This window comes from Cupriavidus sp. 207A1 (assembly GCF_057798955.1).
In genome coordinates, this window is the sequence record NZ_JBYOJO010000010.1 from 136,131 (window position 1) to 157,550 (window position 21,420).

Sequence of the window (21,420 nt, forward strand, 5' to 3'; positions counted from 1 at the left end):
GCGGCCTACCCCTTCTCCCCGCGCCATACCCGCTGCAGCTCCCACGCCGGCGCCTCGCCCGCCGGCTGCGGCAACGCCTGGGCCTCGGCCAGCATGGCGCCGGCCTGCGCCTGCAGCTTGTCGAGGCAGCGCGACAGCACCCGCGCCTCTTCGGCCGTCAGGCAGGCGGCCAATTGCGTATTGAAGTCGCGCGCCTGCGCAAAGGCGGCGCGGTAGACCGCCTCGCCCTCCTCCGTCAGCGTGAACGCGGCCGCACGCCGGTCCTGCGCGCGCGTTTCCCGGCGCACCAGGCCGCGTTCCACCAGCGCGTGCACGGCGCGGCTGGCCAGCACCTTGTCGAGGCCGGCGCTCTGCGCCAGTTCGGTCAGCCGCGTGCCGGGCTGCTCCCCCAGGAAGGAAATCATGCGCCATTCGCGCCGCGTCACGTCCGCCCGCGCGCGCAGGTGCAGCGCGGCCGCGCCCAGCGCGACCCGGTTCAGATGGTAGACCCGGTAGTTGATGAAATCGGCCAGCCGGCGGGGCCGCTGCAGGCGGTTGCCGTCGTTGTCGCGCGCCATGCCACACCTTCGATTTAGTTGACTTTGTCAATTATATCGACGGGTGTTAGCTTCCTCTCCAAGCCGGCCGCCGGCGCATAACAGACAGGAGACACCGTGAGCCCCAGCAACTTCGTTCCCCGCCTCGTCGCATGCCTGCTGGCAGTCGCCGCGGCCTGGTCCGCGCCGGCCAGCGCGCAGTCGGACCGGCCGCTGCGCATCCTGGTGGGCTACCCCGCCGGCGGCACCGCCGACCTGGCCGCGCGCCTGGTCGGCGACAAGCTGCGCGAGACCCTGAACCAGACCGTGGTGATCGAGAACAAGCCCGGCGCCGGCGGGCGGCTGGTGATGGACTACGCGCGCACGCAGCCCGCCGACGGCAATACGCTGGTGGTGGCCAACTCGGCGGTGATGACCATCGCGCCGCTGGTCTACCGCAAGCTCAACTACGATATCCAGCGCGATTTCACCCCGGTAGCGCAGGCCGCCAACTTCCAGCTGGCGCTGGCCACCGGGCCGGGCAGCCCCGCGCGCACGCTGAAGGATTACGTGGCGTGGCTCAGGGCCGGAGCGCAGAACAACTCGTACGCCTCGCCCGCGCTCGGCAGCATTCCGCATTTCTTCGGGCTGATGATCGGCAAGCAGGTGGGCGTCGACATGCTGCACGTGCCGTTCAACGGCTCGGCGCCGCTGATGAGCGCACTGGTCGGCGGGCAGGTGCCGGCCTCGGTCGACACCCTCGCCGACCTGACCGAGATGCACCGCGCCGGCAAGATCCGCGTGCTGGCGACTTCCGGCACGCACCGTTCGGTGGCGCTGCCGGAGGTTCCCACCTTCACCGAACTTGGCTACCAGGGCATCGAGGGCGAAGGCCGCTATGGCGTGCTGGCGCCGGCAGGCACGCCGCGCGCGGCGCTGGCGCGGCTCAATGCCGCCATCGTCAAGGCGGTGCAGTCGCCCGACGTGCGCGACAAATTCCTGAAGCTCGGGCTCGAACCCGCCACCGGGCCCGCCGAGGCCTTCGCCGGGGTGCTGAAGGCCGACGCCGCCAAATGGGCGCCGGTGGTCAAGGCCTCGGGCTATACCGGCGACTGACACCGCCAGCCGGCTTCCCGCAACCTTACCGACCATGACGATCCGCAATACCCTCTTCATCATGTGCGACCAGCTGCGGCGCGACCATCTCGGTTGCTACGGGCACCCGACGCTGCGCACGCGCAATATCGATGCCCTGGCCGCGCGCGGCGTGCGCTTCGACCGCGCCTATGTCACCTCCGGCGTCTGCGGCCCCAGCCGCATGAGCTTCTACACCGGCCGCTACGTCAGCAGCCACGGCGCCACCTGGAACCGAGTGCCGCTGTCGGTCGGAGAAGTCACGCTGGGCGAATACCTGAAGCACAGCGGCCGCGCGCTGGCGCTGGCGGGCAAGACCCATGTGATGCCCGACCACGCGAACCTGACGCGGCTGCACCTGGACGGCGGCACCGAGCTGGAGACGCTGCTGCGCAGCGGCCACTTCACCGAAGTCGACCGCCACGACGGCCACCATGCCGAGCCGCGCAGCGCCTATGCCGACTGGCTGCGCCGGCAAGGCTACGACAGCGCCGACCCGTGGACCGACTATGTGATCAGCGCCGAGAACGCGCACGGCGAGATCGTCTCGGGCTGGCACATGCGTAATGCCGGGCTGCCCGCGCGGGTGGCCGAGCCGCATTCCGAGACCGCCTACACCGTCGGCCAGGCGATGCAGTACATCGCCGCGCGCGGCGACGATCCGTGGGTGCTGCACCTGTCGCTGGTCAAGCCGCACTGGCCCTACCTCGCGCCCGCGCCGTACCACGCCGCCTATTCGCTTGATGACTGCCTGCCACTGCAGCGCCACCACGCCGAACTGGAAGACCCGCATCCGGTGCTGTCGGCCTATCGTACGCAGGAGGAATGCGCCAACTTCATGCGCGCCGAGGTCTCGGACACCGTGCGCCCCGCCTACCAGGGCCTGATCCAGCAGATCGACGACCGGCTGGGGCTGCTGTGGGAACAGCTGGACCGGCTGGGCCGCTGGGACGACACGCTGATCGTCTTCACCGCCGACCATGGCGACTTCCTCGGCGACCACTGGCTGGGCGAGAAGGAGCAGTTCTACGACACCGTGCAGAACATTCCGCTGATCGTCTACGACCCTTCTCCGCAGGCCGATGCGACCCGCGGCACCGCGCAGGACAGCCTGGTCAGCGCGGTCGACGTGGTGCCGACGGTGCTCGATGCACTGGGGCTGCCGCCGGCCGACCACCGCGTCGAAGGCCGCTCGCTGCTGGACCTGACGCGCGCCAGCGAGCGCGACGGTGCGGGTGCGTGGCGCGATGCCGTGGTCTCCGAGCTGGACTATGCCTATCGCGGCGCGCGCGTCGCGCTGGGCCGCCATCCCGGCGAATGCCGCGCCTGGATGGTGCGCGATGCGCGCTGGAAATACGTGCACTGGCAGGGCTTCCGGCCGCAGCTGTTCGACCTGCACAACGATCCGGAAGAGTACTTTGACCTGGGCTCCGACCCCGGGCATGAAGCCGTGCGCGGCGCCATGCGGCTGCGCCTGCTGGACTGGTTCTGCACGCTCAAGCCGCGCGTGACGGTGACCAACGAAGAGGTCGCGGCCAAGACCAATGTGTACAAGCAGGCCGGGGTGTTCTTCGGCGTCTGGTAATCCGATCGCTACCGCCCTGGCGCCTGAGCGCCCAGTGCCGGTTGCCTGAAAAAGTTGCACGGTTTGCCTGTCGATACTGCAACCGTGTGCCGCGACCGGCATCTCAGGCCGCGTCTGGCGCCGCCTGCAGCCAAAACGTGGCGCCAGTCCGGATGGCGTATCCCTTGCAACGGTTGCCGGAGGGCCCTGTGTTCGGGCCGGCAACCGGAGCGATCATGAAGAACATCTGGATCCTGGTGGCGGATGAATCCGTCGCCCGCATCTTTGCCTCGCACGGCGACAGCGCGCCGCTGGAAGTCGTCGAGGAAATCACCGACGCGGCCGCGCATGCCGACCGCGCCGACCTGCGCCGCGACGCCTACGGCCGCCGCGGACAGGCCGCCGTCCAGGGCGATGCGGGACACCCCGGCGCTCACCAGGTCGGACCGTCGACGGTCACTTCTTCGGCGGGCGAGGACGAGTTGCATCAGGAAGCGCAGCTGTTTGCCCGGCGCGTGGCCGATTACCTGGACGACGCGCGCAACAAGCAGCGCTTCGATGAACTGGCGCTGATCGCGGCGCCGCGCTTCCTGGGGCTGTTGCGCAAGACCCTGCCGTCCAGCGTCACTGATGTGATCACCAGGGAAATCGACAAGGACTTCAAGTACGTGGCCAACAACGACCTGCAGCAGCGGCTGGCCGATGAAGGCATCGTGCCGGCGCGGCGCGACGAACGCGTCAATACCGGGCGCGACCGATAGCGGGAAGGCATGACAACGCAGCCGCCCGTGCTGGCGCAGGCGGCTGCGCCGTCGTCAGCGGGCGGTGCCGGAACCGCTGGCGGCGCCACTGCCGCCGCTCGAGGTACCGCTCGGGCTTGTGGTGCTGGTCGCGCCGGAGGTGCCGGTGGATGTGCCTGCCCCAGGCGTGCTGCGGCTGCGGTTCTGTTCCGTCACCGAACCCGATCCGGAGAGCGAGCCGGAACCGCTGGTGCTGCCGGTGGCGGTGCAACCCGCCAGGATGCCAAGTGCGAGCAAGGCTGTGCCGATGCGCAAGGGTGTTTTCATGTTGTCCTCCATCTGGCAGGTTGGCGGCAAGCCTTGCTGCATGGCGCAGCCTGCCGGCGAGGCGCCGATGGCGCCGCTGCGCTGGAGAAGACGCAACTGACGTACCAGATTGGGGTGGGCGAGTGCAGCGCTGCGGCGCCGCGGGCACGGCGCCGCCGCGGGTCCTGCGCCGCAGTAAGAAGTACGTGCGGCCGGTAAAAGTTACCGTGCGGGTACCTGATGACTGCGGGCTCGGCGCGCCGTTGCGGCGCTTGCTGCAACCGCCGGCCTTGGACTCGGCACTTTAGCGCGTCAGCGTCCACTTGTAGGCATAGCGGTCCGGCCGGAACAGCAAGTCCGCGCAGAACAGCGGCGTGCCGTCGATGTCGTACGGCGTGCAGCGCAGGCGCAACAACGGCAGCCCTTCGGCGACGCCGAGCTTGCGGGCCACGTCGGCCGGCGCCGGGATCGCGCTGGCTTCCATCGCCACGTCGCGAAAGCGATACCCCAGCCGGCTTTCGAACAGCGCCATGGCGTCGTTGGTCTCGACATCTTCCTGCACCATGCGGCGCATCAGCGGCTCGGGCCCCATCAGGTTGAAATACGCGACCGCCACGTCGTCCCAGTAGCGCACCGTGGCCACGCTCAGCACCTTCTCGCCCGGCTGCAGGCTCAGCGCCGCCGCCACATGGGGCGGCGCCCGCAACAGCCGCACCGATGCCAGCTTGCCGTAGGCCAACTGGCCCCGCGCCCGGCCGGTCTCGTAGAAACCGGTCAGCGCGCCCAGGCTGGGGGTATCGGCCGGCCGCGTCACGAAACTGCCCTTGCCGTTCACTTTCTCGATCAGGCCGGCGTTGTGCAGGCCGGACAGGGCCTGCCGCACGGTGATGCGGCTGACGCCGAACTCGGCCATCAGTTCGGCCTCGGACGGCAGCTTCGCCCCGGGGGCGAAGGTGTTGCTGGCGATTCGCTGGCGAATCTCGCTTTCGATCTCTTTGAACCTGGGCAGCGCCACGTGTGTCCCGCCCCGCGGGCGGCTCCGAACTGAGTGATGCGGATTAGTGAGGCGGATTAGTGTGAGGCGGATTATACCTATCATGACAGGTACCGTCATAACCTATTGACCTGTTATAACAGGTAATGGCAGTATCCGTCGTCACCAGCGCTCTGCGCCCCCACCATCACCGCGTGCTGGCAACACAGGAGACAACTCAATTGGAAACCAGGGCAAAAGACACCGCCGGCGCGCCGGCGGAGTTCGACTACATCGTCATCGGCGCGGGATCGGCGGGCTGTGCCGTGGCCGGGCGCCTGGCCGAGGACGCCAGCGTCACGGTGGCGCTGCTCGAGGCGGGACCGCATGACCATCACTACGCGATCTGGGCGCCGGTCGGCATCGCCGCCGTGGTGCCCAGGGCCGGGCCGCGCAACTATGCCTACTACACCGAGCCCCAGGCGGGGCTGAACGGCCGCCGCTCCTATCAGCCGCGCGGGCGCGGCCTGGGCGGCAGCTCCTCGATCAACGGCATGGTCTATATCCGCGGCCACCGGCGCGACTATGACGACTGGGCTGCGCTGGGCTGCCGCGGCTGGGGCTTCGACGACGTGCTGCCCTACTTCCGCCGCAGCGAGCGCAATCCCCGCCTTGGCGCGAAGCAGGATCCGCTGCACGGCGACGACGGTCCGCTGCACGTCAGCGACCTGCGCTCGCCCAACCCGTTCGCCCAGCGCTTCGTCGAGGCCGCGATGCAGGCCGGGCTGCCACGCAACGACGACTTCAACGGCGCCACCCAGGAGGGCGCTGGCCTGTACCAGGTGACGCAGCACAACGGCGAGCGCTGGAACGCGGCGCGCGCCTACCTGCACAGCGGCAACGCAGCCGACGCCGCGCTGAACGGTGGCCGCCGCGGGCTGGCGGTGATGACCGATACGCAGGCACTGCGCATCCTGTTCGACGGCAAGCGCGCCACCGGCGTGGAGGTGGTCCGTGGCGGCACGGTGCAGGTGCTGCGCGCGCGGCGCGAGATCGTGCTCAGCGGCGGCGCCTTCAACTCACCGCAGCTGCTGCTGGCCTCGGGCATCGGCCCGGCCGCGCACCTGCGCGAGATTGGCATCGACGTGGTCCACGAACTGCCGGGCGTGGGCGAGAACCTGCAGGATCATCTCGACATCATCGTCAACAAGCAACTGCAGACCACCGAGCTGTTCGGCAAGACCGGCCGCGGCATGCTGCGGCTCGCGCGCGAGGTGATGCGCTACCGGCGCACGCGCACCGGCATGGTGACCTCGAATATCGCCGAGGCCGGCGCGTTCCTGCGCACCCGCCCCGAACTCGAGATTCCCGACTTGCAACTGCACTTCGCGGTGGCGCTGCTAGGCAACCGCAACCTGGGCAATCTCGGTCATGGCTACTCCTGCCATGCCTGCGTGCTGCGCCCCAAGAGCCGCGGCCACGTGCGCCTGCGCAGCGCCGACACGCGCGAAGCGCCGCTGATCGATCCGCGCTTCCTGTCGGCCGAGGAAGACATGGCCGGCATGGTCGAAGGGGTGCGCGCGATTCGCCGCATCTTCGCCCAGCCCGCACTGGCGCAGCACGGCGGGCGCGAGGTGCTGACCGATGCGTTCGGCCCCGACAGCGGCAACGAGGCGGCGATCCAGGACTTCGTGCGCAACCACGCCGATACGGTCTACCACCCGGTCGGCACCTGCAAGATGGGCGTCGACGACATGGCCGTGGTCGACCCGGAACTGCGCGTGCGCGGCGTGCAGGGCCTGCGCGTCGCCGATGCCTCGATCATGCCGAACCTGGTCGGCGGCAACACCAACGCGCCGGTCATCATGATCGGCGAAAAGGCCGCGGACCTGCTCAGGGCCGCGCTCCGCTGAGTCCCATCTGCATTGGCACAAACACTACCAAGGAGACCCACCATGCAAGCCACCGCACCCGCCACCATCAGCCCGCATGACTACCGGGCGCTCGAGCCGGAGCCGTTTCCCTTCACCGTGCGCCGCTGCACGCCGACCATCGGCGCCGAGGTCGAGGGCATCGATTTCCGCGAGACCCTCGACCACGACACCTATCTCTCGCTGCGCCGCGCGCTGCTGAAGTACAAGGTGCTGTTCTTCCGCAAGCAGGCCATCACGCCGGCCCAGCACGTAGCGGTGGCGCGGCGCTTCGGCGAGCTGGAAGTCCACCCGATGTTCACCAACCATCCGGAGCATCCTGAACTGGTGGTGTTCGGCCGCAACGACAAGACCCGCGGCCGCGAGAACCTGTACCACTCCGACGTGTCGTGGCGCGAGATCCCGTCGATGGGCTCGATGCTGCGCTGCCTGGAGTGCCCCGAGGTCGGCGGCGACACCATCTGGATCAACATGGCCGCGGCCTACGACAACCTGCCGCAGGAGATGAAGGACCGCATTGCCAACCTGAAGGCGGTGCACGATGCCATGCCCGCGTTCGGCACCGCGCTGAGCGAGGAGAAGTACGCGGAGATGCGCGCCAAGTATCCGCCCATGGTGCACCCGGTGGTACGCACCCATCCGGAGACCGGCGAAAAGATCCTGTTCGTCAACGAGGCCTTCACCACGCACTTCGCCAACTTCGCCAAGGAACAGCCGTATCGCTTCGGCTCCGACTTCCGGCCGGCGGAACTCGACCTGATGCAGTACCTGTACCGCCAGGCCGCCGCACCCGAGTACCAGGTGCGGCTGCGCTGGCAGCCGGACACGATCGCGCTGTGGGACAACCGCTCCACGCAGCATTACGCCGTGCAGGACTACTTCCCCGCGGTGCGCCACATGAACCGCGCCACCATCATCGGCGACCGTCCGGCCTGAGCGGACGCCAATCCATCGAGGCAACCGGCATGCATATCGTCGACAAGTTCTATATCCACGGCAAATGGGTGCAGCCCGCCGAGGGCGCCACCCAGGCCGACATCATCGACCCGGCCACCGAAGCGGTGGCAGGCAGGCTCGCCATGGGCACCGCCGCGGACGTGGACCGCGCCGTCGCCGCCGCGCGCGAGGCCTTCCCGGCGTGGTCGCTATCCCCCCGCGAAACCCGCATTGCGCTGCTCGAGCGCATCATCGCCGCCTACCAGGCGCGCATGCCCGACCTGGCGCAGGCGGTGCGCCAGGAGATCGGCGCACCGATCACGCTTGCCACCAACCTGCAGGCAGCGATCGGGCTGGGGCAATTGCAGGCGACATTGCAGGCGCTGCGCGACTTTGCTTTCGAAAGCCCGCGCGGCAAGAGCCTGGTGCTGCGCGAGGCCATCGGCGTGGCCGCGCTGATCACGCCGTGGAACTGGCCGCTGAACCAGATCGCGGCCAAGGTGGCGCCGGCGCTGGCGGCGGGGTGCACCGTGGTGCTCAAGCCCTCGGAGATCGCGCCGCTGGACGCACAGATCTTCGCCGAGATCATGGATGCCGCCGGCACGCCGCCGGGCGTGTTCAACATGCTCTATGGCGAAGGTCGCGTGGTCGGCGCCGCGCTGTCGTCGCATCCTCAGGTCGACATGGTATCGATCACCGGCTCGACCCGCGCCGGTGTGGAAGTGGCTATCAGCGCCGCCCCCACCGTCAAGCGCGTGGCGCAGGAACTGGGCGGCAAGTCGCCGCTGATCGTGCTGGACGACGCCGACCTGCAGGCCGCGGTAACCAGCGGCGTGGCCCAGTGCATGGTCAATTCGGGCCAGACCTGCGTGGCGCCCACGCGCGTGCTGGTACCGCGCGCACGCTACGAGGAAGCCGTGCAGATCGCGGCGGCGGTGGCCAATGCGGTCAAGGTCGGCGATCCGTCCGATCCCCACACCAAGATGGGCCCGATATCCAACCGCGGCCAGTACGACAAGGTGCAGCGCCTGATCGGCGTCGGCATCGAGGAAGGCGCACGGCTGGCCGCCGGCGGCCCGGGCCGCCCCGACGGCCTCGAGCGCGGCTTCTATGCCCGCCCGACCATCTTCGCCGATGTGCGCAACGACATGGCCATCGCCCGCGAGGAGATCTTCGGGCCGGTGCTGTGCCTGTTGCCGTACGACAGCGAAGAGGAAGCCGTGGCCATCGCCAACGACACCGACTTCGGCCTCGCCGCCTATGTCGCCTCGTCCGATCCGGCGCGCGCACGCAGGCTGGCGGCGCGCCTGCGCGCCGGCAATGTGCGCATCAATGGCGCGATGATGGATCTCACCGCGCCCTTCGGCGGCTACAAGACTTCCGGCAACGGTCGCGAGTACGGTCCCGAAGGCATCGCCGAGTTCCTCGAGACCAAGACCGTGACGGGCTGAAGTCGCCCGGTCCGCTACCCGCCGCCCGGCCGCCAGCGCCATGCTGGCCGCCGGGCGGTGTCGTTTGCGCGGCGCATGCATGCGCACTGCCGCGCTTGTCTGACACCGGCAGGCGGCGGCGTCCGACAGCCATCGCCTGCCAGCAAGCTATCTTCGAGGGTAGCGCCAGGCCTTTTGCCGAAGCGCCCGGCTATGTCGACTGTTCCCGATCCCACCGCCCCGGGGCTGCCGCCAGCGCAGCCCGTCCCGCAACTGACCGACGCTGGTCGCCCCGCCGACACCGCCGCCGATCTGTCCACGCCAGCGCCCGCGCTGCTGACCGATGCCGCCGTCGCCGGCGCGCTGCATCGCGCCAGCACCGCGCTGATGGTGCTGGCGGTGCTGTTCTCGCTGTACGCCGTGCACGTGGCGCGCGACTTCCTGGTGCCGGTGGTAATCGCGGTGGTGATGGCCTACCTGCTCGACCCGCTGGTGTGCGCGCTGCAGCGGCTGGGACTGGCGCGCTCGCTGGCCAGCACCATCGTGCTGCTGGCACTGCTCGCCGCCCTGCTCAGCGGCGCCTACCTGCTGCAGGGCCAGGTCGAGTCGATGGTCAACAGCCTGCCGGAGATGGCGAGCAAGCTGTCGCGATCCGTCGGCGCGCTGCTCAGCGGCGACGACTCGATGTGGCAGAAGATACGCCGCGCCGCCACCGTGCTCAGCGGCACCGGCCAGCCGCCGCCGGCGCGCGGCACCCACGTTGTAGTGGAGCAGTCGGCGGGCCAGATCAACAACATGCTGCTGGCCGGCTCGGTCAGCATCTTCACCATGGCGGCGCAGGCGGTGGTGGTGGTGTTCCTGCTGTATTTCCTGATGCTTGCCGGCGATACCTTCAAGCGCAAGTTCATCAAGATGGTGGGCACCACCATCTCGGAAAAGAAGATCAGCGTGCACATGCTGGACGAGGTCAACCGCTCGATCCGCCGCTACATGGGGATGCTGCTGGTGACCAACGCCGGCCTGGGCGTGTGCACCTGGCTGCTGCTCAAATGGCTTGGAGTCGACAATGCCGGCAGCTGGTCGATCGCGGCGGCGGCGCTGCACCTGGTGCCCTACTTCGGCGCGCTGGCGATCGCGCTGTGCCTGGGCATGGTCACGTTCATGCAGTTCGGCACGCTGGGGATGGCCGCCGCGGCGGCGGGCGGCTCGCTGTTGATCGCGACGCTGATCGGTTCGGTCATCACCACGTGGATGACCGGCCGCATGGCGCGCATGAACGCGGTGGCGGTGTTCGTGGCGCTGCTGTTGTTCACGTGGCTGTGGGGCGTGTGGGGAATGTTGCTGGCGATACCGCTGATTACCATCGCCAAGGTGGTGGCAGATCACATTGAAGGCATGGAAGTGGTGGCCGAGTTCCTTGGCGAGTAGCGTGCGTTCGCGCACCTGTCGTATCGGAGCTGCACCGCTATACTGAAACAGCGAATGCTGCACCACAGCATTACAGGCGCAGCCATTCGCGCGGAGGAAACCACCATGTCTCTATGCGACCTGTGCGAGTCGCAACTGGACCGCCCCGGCCATGTGCCGCCGCATCCGCAACTGGCGATTTCGGCGACGCTGCGCATGGCGAGCGGACAGAATGCGTTCGTGTACCGCTGCGGCCACTGCGGCCAGACACTGCTGCTTGCGTCCGACGACGGCGAAGCGCCCGACCGCTGGACGCGCCTCGACGCCGACGGCTGGCGTTGATCTTGACCCTGACCTGGCGTCACGGCGCCGTTGATGCCGCCTTGATCCCGCACAAGTCCGGGATCCGGAAGCGTCGACATAATCGGCCATCATGGCCAAGAAATTTCCCATCCATCCCAGCCATCCCGAGCGCATCTGCTGGGGCTGCGACCAATACTGCCCGGTCGACTCGATGCGCTGCGGCAACGGCTCCAGCCGCACCCAGCATCCCGTCGAACTGCTCGGCGACGACTGGCTCGAATGCGGCGACTGGGGCATCGAGGCGCCGTCCGCCAAGGCACCGTCCGGAACCACCCCCGGGTAGCGGGATTACAATCGTTGTCTCCGGCCCAACGACAAAGACCCGGCGCCACTGCCGGCATACACCGAGACAACCATGCTGAACCTCCAGGATTCCTCGCTGCTGCGGCAGCAGTGCTTGATCGACGGCCGCTGGATCGATGGCGAGCGCCGCATCGACGTGACCAATCCCGCCACCGGCGAGCGCGTCGGCCAGGTGCCGCAGCTGGGCGCCGAAGAGACCCGCCAGGCCATCGAGGCCGCCAACCGCGCGCTGCCGGCATGGCGCGCCCGCACCGCCAAGGAACGCTCGGCGCTGCTGCGCAAATGGTTCGAGCTGATCATGGCGAACCAGGAAGACCTGGCCCGCATCATGACCGCGGAGCAAGGCAAGCCGATCGCCGAGGCGCGCGGCGAGATCGCCTACGCGGCCTCGTTCATCGAATGGTTTGCCGAGGAAGGCAAGCGCGTCTATGGCGATACCATTCCCGCCCCGGTCAGCAACCAGCGCATCGTGGTGACCAAGGAACCTGTCGGGGTCTGTGCCGCGATCACGCCGTGGAACTTCCCCGCCGCCATGATCACCCGCAAGGCCGGCCCGGCGCTCGCGGTCGGCTGCACCATGGTGGTCAAACCCGCCTCGCAGACGCCGCTGACGGCGCTGGCGCTGGTGGCCCTGGCCGAGCGTGCCGGCATCCCCGCCGGCGTACTGTCGGTGGTGACCGGCTCGGCCAGCGCGATCGGCGGCGAGATGAGCAGCAATGCGCTGGTGCGCAAGCTGACCTTCACCGGCTCGACCGAAGTCGGACGCGTGCTGATGGCGCAGACCGCCGCCACCATCAAGAAGGTGTCGATGGAATTGGGCGGCAACGCGCCCTTTATCGTGTTCGACGATGCCGACCTCGACGCCGCCGTCGAAGGCGCGATCGTTTCCAAGTACCGCAATGCCGGTCAGACCTGCGTCTGCGCCAACCGCATCTACGTGCAGTCCGGCGTGTACGAAGCATTTGCGCAGAAGCTGGTCGCCGCAGTGGCGGCGCTGAAGGTGGGCAACGGCATGGACGACGGCGTGCGCATCGGCCCGCTGATCGACGACAAGGCCGTGGCCAAGGTCGAGGAGCATATCGCCGATGCGCTCGGCAAGGGTGCCCGCCTGCTGCAAGGCGGCCAGCGCCACGCGCTCGGGCACTCCTTCTTCCAGCCGACGGTGCTGGCCGACGTCGCGCCCGGCATGCTGGTGGCGCGCGAGGAAACCTTCGGCCCGCTCGCGCCGCTGTTCCGCTTCGACACCGAGGACGACGTGGTCGCCATGGCCAACGACACCGAGTTCGGCCTGGCCAGCTACTTCTATGCGCGCGACCTGGGCCGGGTCTGGCGCGTCTCGGAGCGGCTGGAATACGGCATGGTCGGCGTCAATACGGGCCTGATCTCGAACGAGGTGGCGCCGTTCGGCGGCGTCAAGCAATCCGGCGTGGGCCGCGAGGGCTCGCATTACGGCATCGACGACTACCTGGTGATCAAGTACACCTGCATGGCCGGCATCTGACCCCAGCGCGCCCTCAGCCCGCCGTGCCCGCGGCGTGCCGGGGACCGGACTGCGGCTGCGCCAGCCGGCAGCTGTCCCGAAAGCGCGCGATCTGGTCATGCACCTGCTGCATCTGTTCGACCTGGTAGCTGGCCCGCTCCCGGCTGTAGCGGGTGCCGGACTCATACAGCGCGCCGTCCGCGGCGCGGGCCAGCCCCTCCAGCGCCTGCGCCAGCGAGCGTCCCTCGACGCTGCGGTGCCGCCGCAGGCGCCAGGACAGCGCCTCCTGGCCCTGGTCGAGCAGGTTCTGCTGCAGGTAGCCAAGCCGCTCGGCAAGGCTTTGCGCGTCCTGCAATACCGACAGATAGGCGCATACCACCGCCAGCCGCTGCTGCATCTCGCCGCCGGACAGCAGCTCGCGCGCGCACTCGCCCCAGGCCGGCGCCTCGGGCCCCTGGTCCTGCCCGCCGCATTCGCGCACATAGATGTCCAGCGGCAGCACCGATACCGCCAGACCGGGCGGCAGCACGCTGGTGAAGCGGCTGGCGATGGCTTGCTGCAGGGTGCGGTCGAGCGCGACGCAGGTCTTGATGTCCGCATCGACATGGAACTCCAGCGCCGGCTGCCGGCCATGGCCCACCGAGGCCACCGCCCGCACCGGCGGGTGCCCCGCCATGGCCAGCGTTTCCAGGCCGGCTTCGATGCAGCGCTGCTCGGCGGCCTCGGCGCCAAGGGCCTGGACGATGTCCTGCATCTGCAGCGTGCCGGCGATTTCGGTGCGGTCGGCCGCGGGCGGCCACCCGCCGCGGCGGTCGGCGGCCATGGTCATCCGCTTCAGATCGACATGCGTGATCGCATTGCCCGTCATATACCCTCCGATTCCAGAAGTCGTGTCTCAATCCCGCCGCGATGCCATCACGATCGCGGCATGCATGCCGTGCAAGGCGTGCGGCGGCTCGGCCCCGGTCAGTGCGGCCACCAGCAGGCTGTCATCCAGCCGGAAGCGGTACAGCATCAGGCTGGACCGCGCCAGCGCGATGACCTGCGTCGGCGTCAGCGATGCCAGCAGGCGGCCCATCTCGCGACCCAGGCCGAGCCGGAACAACGCCTCGGCCTCGTTCTCGCGCATCAGCCGCTGTACCAGCAGCAGGTAGGACAGGTTCAGCGTCTCGATCTGGCGCAGGCGGTCGGCATCCGCTTCCCGATGCATGTCGGGATCGCTTGCTGCGGGTGTCCTGGCCGGTTCCATGTCAGCCTCGCGCGGGTGCGGTTGCGTCGCCGGCGCTGCGCAAGCGCGGCGCGGGCGGATGGGCGAGGATCATCGGGCGCGCGGCAATGGCCCGCAGCGCGGCCTTGTCGAGCAGCGTGATGGTGCGGTGCCGTACCGTGATCAGGCCGCCTTCGGCCAGCCGCGAGAACTGCCGGCTCACCGTTTCCAGCGTCAGGCCGATATAACTGCCGATTTCCTCGCGGCTCATGCGCAGCACAAAGGCCGACGATGAATAGCCGCGCAGCGCCAGGCCGTCCGCCAGCCACAGCAGGAACGTCACCAGGCGCTCTTCGGCGGTCATCAGCGCCAGCATGGTCTGCACCGCCCGCGCGCGCTGCAGCTGGCCGTCCAGTGCCAGCAGCAGCTGCCGGCCGAACGGCGCCAGCGTGGCCGCGGCCAGGCGCAGCGCGTCCACGGTGAACAGGCACAGCTTGGTGTCTTCCAGCGCGGTGGCGTACGACGCATAGTGCGGCCGCACCAGGCTGTCCAGCCCGACCATGTCGCCGGGGAAGTGGAAGGCGACCACCTGGGTGCGCCCGTCCTCGGTGGTGACATGGGTCTTGATGGTGCCGACGCGAATGGCATAGACCGATGTCACCGGGTCTCCCATCAGGTACAGGAATTCGCCCTTGCGCAGGCGCACCATGCGTTGCGCCGCTTCGATGCCCGGCGCGCCACATGCCTGGCCGGCCGGTGCGCAGTCAGGGCAGGCGCCGGCCATCTGGCAACACGTGCTGCACGGCATGGCTTCGCGCTGCGGCTGGCGATCGTCGGACTGTGTCATCGGCGCTGTGGGCAGTGAGACCTTGAGAACCTCGTGCGTCCATTCTATTGAGCCGCCCTGGCCAGACAATCCGTACATTCCGATTCCCGGCACGGAAGCGTCCGACGTTGCCGTGCGCCGGCCTGCCGGGACGTCCGTGCTGCACTTGGCCGTGCGGGCGGGTGCCAGCGCAGCGCAAGCAGGCGTATCCTTACCGCACCATCAGGATCGGATGCGCCGGCAGCGCCGGCACGTCGCCCCACCCATCCCATGACAAGACGCCCCGACGATCCACAACCCCTTGCCGGCAACGCCAGCAGCCTCGAGGCCAATGGCCCGGACCATCCGAACGCCGCCGACACCCCCTACCGGACGCTGGTGGAAGCCGTGCAGGACTACGCCATCTTCACGCTCGACGTGGGTGGCCATGTCTCAAGCTGGAACAAGGGCGCAGCCCGCATCAAGGGGTACCGGCGCGAGGAGATCCTGGGCAAGCATTTCTCGCAGTTCTATACGCCCGACGCGGTGGCCCGGCGCTGGCCCGACGCCGAGCTCAAGGCGGCCGCCGAACTGGGCCGCTTCGAGGACGAGGGCTGGCGCGTGCGCAAGGACGGCAGCCGCTTCTGGGCCAACGTCGTCATCACCGCCCTGCGCGACCCCGAGGGCCGGCTGATCGGCTTCGGCAAGGTCACGCGCGACCTGACCGAGCAGCGCCGCGCCGCCGAGGCGCTGCGCCAGAGCGAGGAATCGCTGCGCCTGCTGGTGGAGGGGGTCAAGGACTACGCGATCTTCATGCTCGACCCCGGCGGTCATATCGTCAGCTGGAATTCCGGCGCGTCCTATATCAAGGGCTACCGCCGCGACGAGATCATCGGCCGCCATTTTTCGCTGTTCTATCCGCAGGAGGACATCGCCGCCGGCAAGCCGGCGCGGCACCTCGACCTGGCCCGGCGCGCCGGGCGCGTCGAGGACGAGGGCTGGCGCGTGCGCAAGGACGGCTCGCTGTTCTGGGCCAATGTCACGCTGACCGCCGTCTACGACGATTCGCGCGCGCTGCGCGGCTTTGCCAAGGTGACGCGCGACATGAGCGAACGCCGCCGCCGCGAGGAGCTGGAACGTTCCAGCCAGCGCCTGAACGAGTTCCTGGCCACGCTGTCGCATGAGCTGCGCAATCCACTGGCGCCGGTGCGCAGCGCGCTGACCGCGATGCGGCTCGCCCCGGGCGACGGCGCGCTGGCCAACCAGAGCCTGGCCCTGATCGAGCGCCAGGTGACGCACCTGAGCCGGCTCGTCGACGACCTGCTCGATATCGGGCGCATCACCTCCGGCCGGATCGAGCTGCGCACCGCACCAGTGGAACTCGACGAGATCATTGCGCTGGCGATCGAGGGCGCGCGCCCGGCGCTCGATGCCAAGTCGCAGCGCGTCGACGTGCAGGGCGCGCCCGGCGCGATCCGTATGGATGCCGACAAGACCCGGCTGGTGCAGGTGCTGCAGAACCTGGTGCTCAATGCGTCGAAGTTTTCACCGTCCGGCGCGGTGGTGACGATTGCCGCGGCGGTGCAGAACCGTACCCTTGAGCTGCGGGTGACCGACCAGGGCCGCGGCATCTCGCCCCATGCGCTCGAGGACATCTTCCAGCTGTTCGTGCAGGAAAGCCGGCCGGGCACCGATGTGCAGGGCGGGCTGGGCATCGGCCTGTCGCTGTGCCGCTCGCTGGTGGAGCTGCACGGCGGCACTATCGCGGCCACCAGCGCCGGGCCGGGGCTGGGCAGCACCTTCACGGTACGGCTGCCGCTACCGGCCGCGCGCCCGTCCGACGATGCGCACCGCACCGCCCTGCCCGCCACCGGCCACGACCAGGCCGAGCTGCAGGTGCAGCGCATCCTGCTGGTCGACGACAACCGCGACGCCGCCGACAGCCTGGCGATGCTGCTCGAGATGTGCGGCCACGAGGTGACCATCGCCTACGACGGCTCCGAAGCGCTGCACGTGGCGCCGCGCTGCCGTCCGCATATCGCGCTGATCGACCTGGCCATGCCGGGCATGGACGGTTTCGAGGTGGTGCGGGCCATGCGCGGCGTGGCGGGCACCGAATCGACCCGTTACGTCGCGCTGACCGGCTTCGGCCAGCCGGCGGACCGGCAGCATACCGAGGCCGCCGGCTTCGATGCGCACCTGGTCAAGCCGGTGGAGCTGGAAACCCTGTTCGGCACCATCGCGCGGCTGCGCCGGCCTGACTGAGCGGCACGGCATCGGGCCGAACCCGACCTTCGCCAATCCCGAACCCGCGCGCGCCGCGGCTGCGACACACTGACGCCCGTTCCATCGCAACAGATCAAGGAAAGGAGACAGCGATGCAGGGTTGGATCAGGCGTGCGGCCATGGGGCTGCTGTTTGCATGCGCGGCCACCGCCGCCGGCACCGCGCTGGCGGACTACCCCGACAAGCCGGTGCGGCTGGTGGTGCCGTTCCCGCCGGGCGGCGCCACCGACCTGCTGGCGCGCGAGATCGGCAACGCGCTGTCGGCGCGGCTGCAGCAGCCGGTGGTGATCGACAACCGCCCCGGTGCCGGCGGCAACCTGGCGGCGATCGCCGTGGCGCGCGCCCCGGCCGACGGCTACACGCTGCTGTTCGGCACCTTCGGCTCGCTCGCGGTGAACAAGAGCCTCTATGACAAGCCCGGCTACGACCCGCTCAGGGACTTCGCGCCGGTGGCGTCGGTGGCCTACCTGCCCAACGTGCTGGTGGTGCATCCGAGCGTGCCGGCGCGCACCGTGCCGGAACTGCTGGCGCTGGCGCGCAAGGAGCCGGGCAGGCTGACCTACGGCTCGTTCGGCAACGGCTCGTCGTCGCACCTGGCGGGCGAGCTGTTCACGCACCTGGCCGGTGTCGAGATCACGCACATTCCGTACAAGGGCAGCGCCGCGTCGATGACCGACCTGATTGGCGGGCGCATCACCATGATGTTCGACAGTGTCTCCACGGCGCTGCCGTATATCCGCGACAAGCGCGTGCGCGCGCTGGCGGTGACTACGCAGAAGCCGTCCGAGCAACTGCCCGGCGTGCCGACGCTGGCCACTGCCGGCGTGCCCGGCTACGAGCTGACCGCATGGTTCGGCGTGGCGGCCCCGGCGGGCACGCCCAAGGCCGTGATCGACCGCCTCAACGGCGAGATCGTGGCGGCGCTGAAGCAGCCGGACCTGGCTGCCAGGCTGGCCAGCCAGGGCACAGTGCCCTTCCCCGCCACGCCGGCGCAGTTCGGCAGCTATATCCGCGCGCAATACGAGAAGTGGGACGGCCTGATCAAGTCCGCCAACATCAAGCTGGACAACTGACTGCCTGGCCTCAGGTTGCGTCCGGCGCGCCGAAGCGCCACGACAGCCGCGCCGCCGCCTGCCGCACCAGCGCGGCGGTGGCGCCTTCGGTGTCGCTGTCGAAGCTGCCGCTCGAACCCATCACCGCGATTACAAGCGCCAGGCTGCCGGTGTGGTCGAACACCGGTGCCGCCAGCGTGTCGATGCCCGGCACCGGATGGCTCTGCGCATTGTCGATGCGCGCCGCGCGCACCTGCGCCAGACGCCCGGCGTAGGCCGGCGCCAGCTTGCCGCCGGGTTCGAGCACCTGGTCGGCGGCGGCGCCTGCCATGCGCAGCGCATCGTTGCGCAGCAGGCCCGGCAGCACATTGGCCGGCAGGTGCGCCGCGACGGTGCGGCCGATGGCGGTATGGACCAGCGACAGCACCGTGCCCACGCGCAGGCTGACATGCTGCGGCCGCGCCGATTCTTCCAGCCGCACCACGGTGGGCCCGAGCGGCCCCAGCACCGCCATGGCCACGCTCAGGCCCGTGGCCCCGGCCAGCTCGATCACCTCCGGTTCGGCCTCGCGCGTCGGCGACAGCCGCTGCAGCGCGATCAGCCCCAGTTCCAGCGCCAGCGGTCCGCACAGGTAGTTGCCGGCGGCATCGCGCGCCAGCAGTCCGGTCTTCTGCAGGCTGACCAGGTGCGGAAAGGCCTTGGCCGCCGGCATGCCTGCGGCCAGCGCCAGGTCGCGCAGCGGCAGCGGCCGCCCCGCAGCCACCAGCGCGCCGAGCAACTGGCCGGTGCTGTCGAGCGACTGGATGCCGCGCTGTGGCTTGCCGCCGTCGGGGTCTTGCGTGGTTTCGGTCGCGCCGCTCATGCCTGTTCACCGTTCGGTTCGCGCAGCGCCGCGCCGATCTCCGCGCCCGCGGCGAGCAAGGCCCGCGCCGCCGCGCCGTGCCAGTCGACGTCGATGGCACCGGTCGATCCCACCAGCGTCAGCACCAGCCGCAGCGCGCCGGCGCAGTCGAGCACCGGCACGCTGAGGCTGCTGACGGCCGGGCTGGGCGCATCGATGCTGCGCTCGATGCCGCGCGCACGGATTTCCGCAAGCCTGTCGCCGAACGCGGCCAGGTCGGCTTCGCTGGCATCCGGCTGCTGCGCCTGCCACAACGGCTGCCACTGCGCCGGCGGCTGGAAGGCGCAGAACACCCGGCCGGTGGCAGTGGCCGCCAGCGCCATCACCGTGCCCACGTGCAGGTTGACGTGCAGCGGCGCGGTGGCCGGCACATAGCGCACGATGGTCGGTCCCTGCGGCCCGGCGAGGCAGAGTGCCACGCTGCAGCCCAGCGCTTGCGCCAGCGCGTCCGCGCGTGGCAGCGCGGCGCGCCAGGCGGCGTCCTGCTCCAGATGCAGCAGGCCCAGGCGCAGCGCCAGCGGTCCGGGCTCGTAGCGGCCGGACAGGTGGTCGCGCTTGATCAGGCCCAGCCGCGCCAGGCTGACCAGATAGGCATGCGCCTGCGCCGGCGCCAGCTGCGCGGCGTCGGCCAGCGCCGCCAGCGGCATCGGCACGCGCGCCGCAGCCAGCGCCGCGAGCAGACGCGCGCCCACCTCCACGCTCTGGATGCCGCGCTGCGCCTTGTCGGCACGCGCCGCCGGCGCGCCCGCCGGCGCCACCGCTGTCCCCGCCCTGGGTCTGGCCATCAGCGTCCTGTGTGTTCGGAAAAACCGGATATTAATCGAACGCCTCCCGGATCCCGCCGCACGCGGGTTTACCCCCATCTCGACCCGGTCGAAGTTCGTCGCTCCAATTATTTGTCATAGGCTAATCATTTCGCTATTGATTAATTCGACGACCTTTCCTAAGATGGCATTACCCCGTCGCGACACGGCCGACCCAGCCGTGCGAGATCCGGAAATCCATACGAACGGGGGCGAGACAGCCAGTGCCACGCCGCATGCGCTTGCGGCCATTCCCGCGCCGTCCCGCCCTGCCCACAAAAGGAAAAGACGCCATGTCCAAGGCATTCGCATCGCAGGCCGACCTGGAAGCCAAGCAGATCACCTTCACCCAGCTGTCCGAGAACGCGTGGGCCTATACCGCCGAGGGCGATCCCAACTCCGGCGTGGTGATTGGGGATGACGGCGTGCTGATCGTCGACACCACGGCCACGCCGGCGATGGCGCAGGACCTGATCGCGCGCATCCGCACCATCACCGACAAGCCGATCAAGTACGTGGTGCTGTCGCACTACCACGCCGTGCGCGTGCTGGGCGCGTCGGCCTACTTTGCCGAGGGCGCGCAGCAGATCATCGCCAGCCGCGGCACCTACGAGATGATCGTCGAGCGCGGCGAGGCCGACATGAAGTCCGAGATCGAACGCTTCCCGCGCCTGTTCGCCGGCGTGGAAACGGTGCCCGGCCTGACCTGGCCGACGCTGGTGTTCGACAAGGAAATCACCCTGTTCCTGGGCCAGCTGGAAGTGCGCATTGCCCACCTGGGCTCGGGCCATACCAAGGGCGACACCGTGGTGTGGCTGCCGCAGCAGAAGGTGCTGTTTTCCGGCGACCTGGTCGAATACGACGCCGCCTGCTACTGCGGCGACGCGCAGCTGGCCGAATGGCCGGCCACGCTCGATGCGCTGCAGGCGCTGAACCCCGAGAAGCTGGTGCCGGGCCGCGGCCCCGCGCTGACCACGCCCGATGAAGTGAAAAAGGGCATCGCCTACACCAAGGACTTCGTCACCACGCTGTTCAGGTCCGGCCAGGAAGCGGTGGCGGAGAAGCTCGACCTGAAGGCCGCGATGGCGCACACGCGCCGCGCCATGGACCCGAAGTTCGGCCACGTCTTCATCTACGAGCACTGCCTGCCCTTCGATGTCTCGCGCGCCTACGACGAGGCCAGCGGCATGCGCCATCCGCGCATCTGGACCGCCCAGCGCGACCAGGATATGTGGGCCGCGCTGCAGGACTGACGACGGCACATCAGCAAGCCATCGCACAACA

Annotated in this window: 21 protein-coding genes; 14 read left to right on the plus strand and 7 right to left on the minus strand. The window is 69.3% G+C overall.

Annotation, left to right across the window (positions count from 1 at the left end; genetic code table 11):
* Nucleotides 1-5: 5 nt before the first annotated feature.
* Complete coding sequence (locus AC3FMM_RS19320) at nucleotides 6-557, minus strand: MarR family winged helix-turn-helix transcriptional regulator (protein WP_488687300.1); 552 nt, start codon at nucleotides 555-557, stop codon at nucleotides 6-8.
* Nucleotides 558-653: 96 nt separating this feature from the next.
* Here AC3FMM_RS19320 and AC3FMM_RS19325 point away from each other — a divergent pair, with 96 nt between their 5' ends.
* The 4 genes from AC3FMM_RS19325 to AC3FMM_RS19340 all read left to right on the plus strand — a co-directional run bounded on the left by AC3FMM_RS19325 (nucleotide 654) and on the right by AC3FMM_RS19340 (nucleotide 4,380).
* Nucleotides 654-1,631, plus strand: coding sequence for a Bug family tripartite tricarboxylate transporter substrate binding protein (locus AC3FMM_RS19325; RefSeq protein WP_414248772.1), 978 nt, complete (start codon nucleotides 654-656; stop codon nucleotides 1,629-1,631).
* A 34-nt stretch (nucleotides 1,632-1,665) separates the two neighbouring features.
* On the plus strand, nucleotides 1,666-3,234 hold the full coding sequence (locus tag AC3FMM_RS19330) for a sulfatase-like hydrolase/transferase (protein WP_488687301.1): 1,569 nt from the start codon (nucleotides 1,666-1,668) through the stop codon (nucleotides 3,232-3,234).
* Nucleotides 3,235-3,449: 215 nt separating this feature from the next.
* Entirely contained in the window at nucleotides 3,450-3,974 is a 525-nt protein-coding gene (locus AC3FMM_RS19335) for a host attachment protein (protein ID WP_488687302.1), read from the plus strand.
* 64 nt (nucleotides 3,975-4,038) lie between these two features.
* The gene (locus tag AC3FMM_RS19340; protein ID WP_414248771.1) at nucleotides 4,039-4,380 is read left to right on the plus strand and encodes a hypothetical protein; all 342 of its coding nucleotides are present in this window, start codon (nucleotides 4,039-4,041) and stop codon (nucleotides 4,378-4,380) included.
* Between the two features lie 183 nt (nucleotides 4,381-4,563).
* Here AC3FMM_RS19340 and AC3FMM_RS19345 read toward each other — a convergent pair whose 3' ends face one another.
* On the minus strand, nucleotides 4,564-5,274 hold the full coding sequence (locus AC3FMM_RS19345; RefSeq protein ID WP_115713168.1) for a GntR family transcriptional regulator: 711 nt from the start codon (nucleotides 5,272-5,274) through the stop codon (nucleotides 4,564-4,566).
* 200 nt (nucleotides 5,275-5,474) lie between these two features.
* Between AC3FMM_RS19345 and AC3FMM_RS19350 the strand changes: the two genes are divergently transcribed.
* From AC3FMM_RS19350 to gabD, 7 genes are all read left to right on the plus strand, one after another.
* Nucleotides 5,475-7,145, plus strand: coding sequence for a GMC family oxidoreductase (locus AC3FMM_RS19350; protein ID WP_116314493.1), 1,671 nt, complete (start codon nucleotides 5,475-5,477; stop codon nucleotides 7,143-7,145).
* 42 nt (nucleotides 7,146-7,187) lie between these two features.
* Nucleotides 7,188-8,099 (plus strand): TauD/TfdA dioxygenase family protein, encoded by a 912-nt coding sequence (locus AC3FMM_RS19355; protein ID WP_115713166.1) that lies wholly within the window; start codon nucleotides 7,188-7,190, stop codon nucleotides 8,097-8,099.
* Between the two features lie 29 nt (nucleotides 8,100-8,128).
* Nucleotides 8,129-9,550: an aldehyde dehydrogenase family protein gene (locus AC3FMM_RS19360; RefSeq protein WP_488687303.1), complete on the plus strand. Its 1,422-nt coding sequence runs from the start codon at nucleotides 8,129-8,131 to the stop codon at nucleotides 9,548-9,550.
* Between the two features lie 192 nt (nucleotides 9,551-9,742).
* Nucleotides 9,743-10,957, plus strand: coding sequence for an AI-2E family transporter (locus AC3FMM_RS19365; RefSeq protein WP_488687304.1), 1,215 nt, complete (start codon nucleotides 9,743-9,745; stop codon nucleotides 10,955-10,957).
* A 105-nt stretch (nucleotides 10,958-11,062) separates the two neighbouring features.
* Nucleotides 11,063-11,278, plus strand: a complete 216-nt coding sequence (locus AC3FMM_RS19370; protein WP_115682571.1) for a hypothetical protein — start codon at nucleotides 11,063-11,065, stop codon at nucleotides 11,276-11,278.
* A 91-nt stretch (nucleotides 11,279-11,369) separates the two neighbouring features.
* A complete protein-coding gene (locus tag AC3FMM_RS19375; RefSeq protein WP_115682572.1) occupies nucleotides 11,370-11,582 on the plus strand; it encodes a DUF3079 domain-containing protein in 213 nt (70 codons plus the stop codon).
* Nucleotides 11,583-11,654: 72 nt separating this feature from the next.
* Nucleotides 11,655-13,103: an NADP-dependent succinate-semialdehyde dehydrogenase gene (gene gabD, locus AC3FMM_RS19380; RefSeq protein WP_092315737.1), complete on the plus strand. Its 1,449-nt coding sequence runs from the start codon at nucleotides 11,655-11,657 to the stop codon at nucleotides 13,101-13,103.
* A gap of 13 nt (nucleotides 13,104-13,116) precedes the next feature.
* Here the strand turns inward: gabD and AC3FMM_RS19385 are convergent, their stop codons facing one another.
* From AC3FMM_RS19385 to AC3FMM_RS19395, 3 genes are read right to left on the minus strand one after another with little or no spacing between them, the layout of a single operon-like run.
* Nucleotides 13,117-13,950, minus strand: a complete 834-nt coding sequence (locus AC3FMM_RS19385) for a hypothetical protein (RefSeq protein ID WP_116314496.1) — start codon at nucleotides 13,948-13,950, stop codon at nucleotides 13,117-13,119.
* Between the two features lie 27 nt (nucleotides 13,951-13,977).
* Nucleotides 13,978-14,292 carry a flagellar transcriptional regulator FlhD gene (gene flhD / locus AC3FMM_RS19390; RefSeq protein WP_473704147.1) on the minus strand — a complete coding sequence of 105 codons (315 nt, stop codon included), beginning with the start codon at nucleotides 14,290-14,292 and terminating at the stop codon, nucleotides 13,978-13,980.
* A 40-nt stretch (nucleotides 14,293-14,332) separates the two neighbouring features.
* A complete protein-coding gene (locus tag AC3FMM_RS19395; RefSeq protein ID WP_488687305.1) occupies nucleotides 14,333-15,136 on the minus strand; it encodes a Crp/Fnr family transcriptional regulator in 804 nt (267 codons plus the stop codon).
* Between the two features lie 249 nt (nucleotides 15,137-15,385).
* Here AC3FMM_RS19395 and AC3FMM_RS19400 point away from each other — a divergent pair, with 249 nt between their 5' ends.
* Complete coding sequence (locus AC3FMM_RS19400) at nucleotides 15,386-17,359, plus strand: PAS domain-containing hybrid sensor histidine kinase/response regulator (RefSeq protein WP_473704146.1); 1,974 nt, start codon at nucleotides 15,386-15,388, stop codon at nucleotides 17,357-17,359.
* A gap of 113 nt (nucleotides 17,360-17,472) precedes the next feature.
* Nucleotides 17,473-18,453, plus strand: a complete 981-nt coding sequence (locus AC3FMM_RS19405) for a Bug family tripartite tricarboxylate transporter substrate binding protein (RefSeq protein WP_116314498.1) — start codon at nucleotides 17,473-17,475, stop codon at nucleotides 18,451-18,453.
* A gap of 10 nt (nucleotides 18,454-18,463) precedes the next feature.
* Here AC3FMM_RS19405 and AC3FMM_RS19410 read toward each other — a convergent pair whose 3' ends face one another.
* Together AC3FMM_RS19410 and AC3FMM_RS19415 are read right to left on the minus strand one after the other, a co-directional pair.
* Nucleotides 18,464-19,294 carry an IclR family transcriptional regulator gene (locus tag AC3FMM_RS19410; RefSeq protein ID WP_473704145.1) on the minus strand — a complete coding sequence of 277 codons (831 nt, stop codon included), beginning with the start codon at nucleotides 19,292-19,294 and terminating at the stop codon, nucleotides 18,464-18,466.
* Nucleotides 19,291-20,118, minus strand: a complete 828-nt coding sequence (locus AC3FMM_RS19415; RefSeq protein ID WP_488687306.1) for an IclR family transcriptional regulator — start codon at nucleotides 20,116-20,118, stop codon at nucleotides 19,291-19,293. Before AC3FMM_RS19415 ends, AC3FMM_RS19410 begins: the two co-directional genes overlap by 4 nt.
* A 311-nt stretch (nucleotides 20,119-20,429) precedes the next feature.
* Here AC3FMM_RS19415 and AC3FMM_RS19420 point away from each other — a divergent pair, with 311 nt between their 5' ends.
* A complete protein-coding gene (locus AC3FMM_RS19420) occupies nucleotides 20,430-21,389 on the plus strand; it encodes an MBL fold metallo-hydrolase (protein ID WP_115700894.1) in 960 nt (319 codons plus the stop codon).
* The last annotated feature ends 31 nt before the right edge of the window (nucleotides 21,390-21,420 follow it).

Coding starts and splice junctions, on each gene's coding strand:
- AC3FMM_RS19330 (WP_488687301.1), top strand. CDS start 1,666: ATGACGATCCGCAATACCCTCTTCATCATGTGCGACCAGCTGCGGCGC.
- AC3FMM_RS19395 (WP_488687305.1), bottom strand. CDS start 15,136: ATGACACAGTCCGACGATCGCCAGCCGCAGCGCGAAGCCATGCCGTGC.
- AC3FMM_RS19420 (WP_115700894.1), top strand. CDS start 20,430: ATGTCCAAGGCATTCGCATCGCAGGCCGACCTGGAAGCCAAGCAGATC.
- AC3FMM_RS19415 (WP_488687306.1), bottom strand. CDS start 20,118: ATGGCCAGACCCAGGGCGGGGACAGCGGTGGCGCCGGCGGGCGCGCCG.
- AC3FMM_RS19320 (WP_488687300.1), bottom strand. CDS start 557: ATGGCGCGCGACAACGACGGCAACCGCCTGCAGCGGCCCCGCCGGCTG.
- flhD (WP_473704147.1), bottom strand. CDS start 14,292: ATGCATCGGGAAGCGGATGCCGACCGCCTGCGCCAGATCGAGACGCTG.
- AC3FMM_RS19385 (WP_116314496.1), bottom strand. CDS start 13,950: ATGACGGGCAATGCGATCACGCATGTCGATCTGAAGCGGATGACCATG.
- AC3FMM_RS19355 (WP_115713166.1), top strand. CDS start 7,188: ATGCAAGCCACCGCACCCGCCACCATCAGCCCGCATGACTACCGGGCG.
- AC3FMM_RS19405 (WP_116314498.1), top strand. CDS start 17,473: ATGCAGGGTTGGATCAGGCGTGCGGCCATGGGGCTGCTGTTTGCATGC.
- AC3FMM_RS19410 (WP_473704145.1), bottom strand. CDS start 19,294: ATGAGCGGCGCGACCGAAACCACGCAAGACCCCGACGGCGGCAAGCCA.
- AC3FMM_RS19400 (WP_473704146.1), top strand. CDS start 15,386: ATGACAAGACGCCCCGACGATCCACAACCCCTTGCCGGCAACGCCAGC.
- gabD (WP_092315737.1), top strand. CDS start 11,655: ATGCTGAACCTCCAGGATTCCTCGCTGCTGCGGCAGCAGTGCTTGATC.
- AC3FMM_RS19360 (WP_488687303.1), top strand. CDS start 8,129: ATGCATATCGTCGACAAGTTCTATATCCACGGCAAATGGGTGCAGCCC.
- AC3FMM_RS19370 (WP_115682571.1), top strand. CDS start 11,063: ATGTCTCTATGCGACCTGTGCGAGTCGCAACTGGACCGCCCCGGCCAT.
- AC3FMM_RS19335 (WP_488687302.1), top strand. CDS start 3,450: ATGAAGAACATCTGGATCCTGGTGGCGGATGAATCCGTCGCCCGCATC.
- AC3FMM_RS19365 (WP_488687304.1), top strand. CDS start 9,743: ATGTCGACTGTTCCCGATCCCACCGCCCCGGGGCTGCCGCCAGCGCAG.
- AC3FMM_RS19375 (WP_115682572.1), top strand. CDS start 11,370: ATGGCCAAGAAATTTCCCATCCATCCCAGCCATCCCGAGCGCATCTGC.